Here is a 2,770-nt window from a genome sequence, read left to right as displayed (position 1 = left end):
TAGCCTAACAAGGCATTTAAGACGGATTCCCAACGCTCGGCATTTTCGGTTCGCTTCGGCTTAAGTGTTTACGGTACAATACGTTAGGTGCAGTGGTCTGCGTTGCTCACCACTTAATGCGGCGTTAAGTATATTTAAGTAGGTATGTTCGGTGATATTTTTTCTCAAATTAACAGTGTATCCACGCAAGAACAATACTCATAGTGTTCAATCAGAAGGTGCGTATGCAGCATGTTGGATTAATGCGAGTGACAGTACGAGTGCATTTATAAAAGCAAAGTACTTAATTGAGAGGGATGAATGGACTATTGAGACATTGGAAATCGATCCGTTTCCTATCTCCAGAGATATGATTCAAAAAAGTGATTTTCACGTAAAACACTATGATTTAGCAGTTAATGATGGACACTCTATCTATTATTTTGCATGGAGCAAAAATGTAGAAAAAGAGACGGAGCTTGTACTTGAAACTAGGAACAAGCTAAACAAAAAGAAGTTCTATAGTGGTCGTAGTTCTGTATTAAGGAAAGGCTACTGCTTGCATCCAGACTCAGAGTCTTGTTGTAACCAAATTATCAAAGCGCATTCTATTCAAAAAAATCAGGCTCTATCAGCAATTGCTGTGGATAGCCATATATATCAACTTTCTAGAAGTTCGCTTTCTTCGAAATCATCAGCAGTTCAATATCAAAAAGAAGGTATAAATAAGGCATCAGTATTTCGTGGTTTTTGTAAGAAGCATGATAATGAGTTGTTTGAGGAAATAGATAACAATATTTTATTTCCCACAGAACATCAGGTATTTCTCTATGCATACCGTTCTATATGTAAAGAGGTGTTTGAAAAAAATAAAGCATTGAATATTCTTAATGAGGCAATCTCCGCTTTAGAGCCTGATTGTGCTGAATGGAAATTTATAAATGATTTACTCCAAGGTACAAAATATGGCTTGGATAATTTGATTAGAATTAAGAGCATTTACGATAATACACTGATAAACAAAACTTATAATGATATGAAATTTGTTATTTTTAAGTGTAGCAGTAAACCCAATATGGCATTTTCTGGGCTAATATATCCAGACTTTGATTTCATGGGCAATCAACTTCAAGACCTAGCCGACACGCAAGCTCAGCTGTCTCTTGTTACTGCATGTTCTGCTCCGATGTCTGATGGTTGGGGATACTTAATAGCATGGCACACTGAAGGTGGTGCTGTGGGCGATACTTTCATACAGAGTCTTGCTGAGGTTATTAACTCTAGCCAGTGTGTTGAGGATGCTCTTTTTCGATTCATTATTTCATCATGTGAGAATCATGCTTTTTCACCGCTCTGGTGGGAAAGCATAACTAGCTATCATCAAGAGGCTATTACACAAAGAGTTGGTGAAATGATTGAGCCAATGGCTCCTGTTCCGAACGACTATCTACGGTATGGTTTAGAGGGTATTGTAGATTGGTCTTTTGAAGAAGTTTTGACTAATTTGGAACCATATACTTAACAAACAATTTAAGAGTGATTCAGCACGCTTGGCATTTTTGGTTTGGTTTAAGTTTAGTGATTAAGGTGTTCAAATTGAGTGTTGTGGATGCGTGCTTCACACCTTAATTGGGCGTTAGCTGGGGTTAAGAAAAACGGTGAATTTAGGGTGGAAAGGCTTTGGGTTTTCTAGCTACACACCGGACAAATCTCAGTTTCTCAACTATCTCGCCAGTGGCACTTTTCGGGAAGCGTTTGAACTTAACGAAGTCTGCTTACGGGAAGTGTTGTGTTTGTTAAGTTCGTTGGCGCGGCTTCTTTGTTGTTGAAATTCATGAATGCTTAAATGCATTTCGTGTGCTCTGTCGTTGGCTTTTTCGATAGAATTCTTTGCAAATTACCGAGCTCAGGAATGGTGATTTTCTCGGTCATTTCTTCTTTGCCAAGCGCATTTCGTGGATTGGGTTTTAATTTCACAGCTGTCTGTTTTACTTTGCCGTTTGAAAGCAATAATGTGTTTCAAATTAGGCATTTTGGCGTAATTTGCTAGCGAAAGTGCAGCAGCTAACTAGGCGTTTAAGACGGATTCCCAACGCTTGGGAGTTTCGGCTCTAGGTTGAGTTCTGTGTTTAAGGTGCAATGGTTTAGGATTGTGGTCGCGTTGCTCACCACTTAACGCAGCGTTATGCAACTCAGGTAAATTTAGGGGTTCAATCTTTTGGGATTTCTCCGGCCATTCGTTTTGAGCTGTCGGCAAATGAGCATTTTTACCCTCAAATTCGTGGTTAACTCAAACCGTAAAACAGACAAATTTCTTTGTTTGCCTCAATCGGTTTTAGCGTTGGCGTGTTGTCAATTTAGTTGGCGCAAAGTGTGGAAAGAGCAAGTTAATCGATCATTTTGTATTTGTTGAAGGCTTTGCTCGTTGAGTTTGTTTGGCTCAAAAGCCTAGTTTGTCGCTGAAAGGCAGACTTCATTTTTGTGGCTTATTTATCACGGCTTTTGCTTGGGTTGATTCTTTAATCACTCAACCATTGCAATTGTGGTTTTTGATCGAGTAAAGTCAGCTTATCTTATTGAATTTGCATAACAAACAATTCAAGTGGATTCTCAACGCGTGGCAGTTTTACTATGCGTTGAGTAAAGTGTTTTAGGTGCAATGCGGCGGCTTGGTCAGTGCGTTGTTCACCACTTAATTGGGCGTTATGTGTTGGATGAGTTTTTAAGGTCAAAGCTACGATTTCATTGATAATTTGTTCCGTGTTTTCGGCAGGTTGGCTTGGTCGAAATG

At 39.2% G+C, this 2,770-nt stretch carries 3 protein-coding genes; 1 reads left to right on the top strand and 2 read right to left on the bottom strand.

Going from position 1 to position 2,770, the window contains the following annotated elements; translation table 11 throughout:
- The first annotated feature begins 151 nt into the window (after window positions 1–151).
- Window positions 152–1,501, top strand: coding sequence for a hypothetical protein (locus tag EYW48_RS20750; RefSeq protein WP_193168161.1), 1,350 nt, complete (start codon window positions 152–154; stop codon window positions 1,499–1,501).
- 320 nt (window positions 1,502–1,821) lie between these two features.
- Here EYW48_RS20750 and EYW48_RS20740 read toward each other — a convergent pair whose 3' ends face one another.
- Both EYW48_RS20740 and EYW48_RS20735 read right to left on the bottom strand, forming a co-directional pair.
- A complete protein-coding gene (locus tag EYW48_RS20740) occupies window positions 1,822–1,956 on the bottom strand; it encodes a hypothetical protein (RefSeq protein ID WP_277433001.1) in 135 nt (44 codons plus the stop codon).
- Window positions 1,957–2,552: 596 nt separating this feature from the next.
- The coding region (locus EYW48_RS20735; RefSeq protein WP_277433000.1) for a hypothetical protein at window positions 2,553–2,770 on the bottom strand (218 nt) is incomplete at its 5' end.

This window comes from Vibrio sp. 1180_3, from assembly GCF_029478545.1.
In the GTDB taxonomy this organism is placed as follows: domain Bacteria; phylum Pseudomonadota; class Gammaproteobacteria; order Enterobacterales; family Vibrionaceae; genus Vibrio; species Vibrio aestuarianus.
The sequence above is the reverse complement of the archived record's forward strand: the minus strand, read 5'-3'. Positions and strand labels throughout refer to the sequence as shown.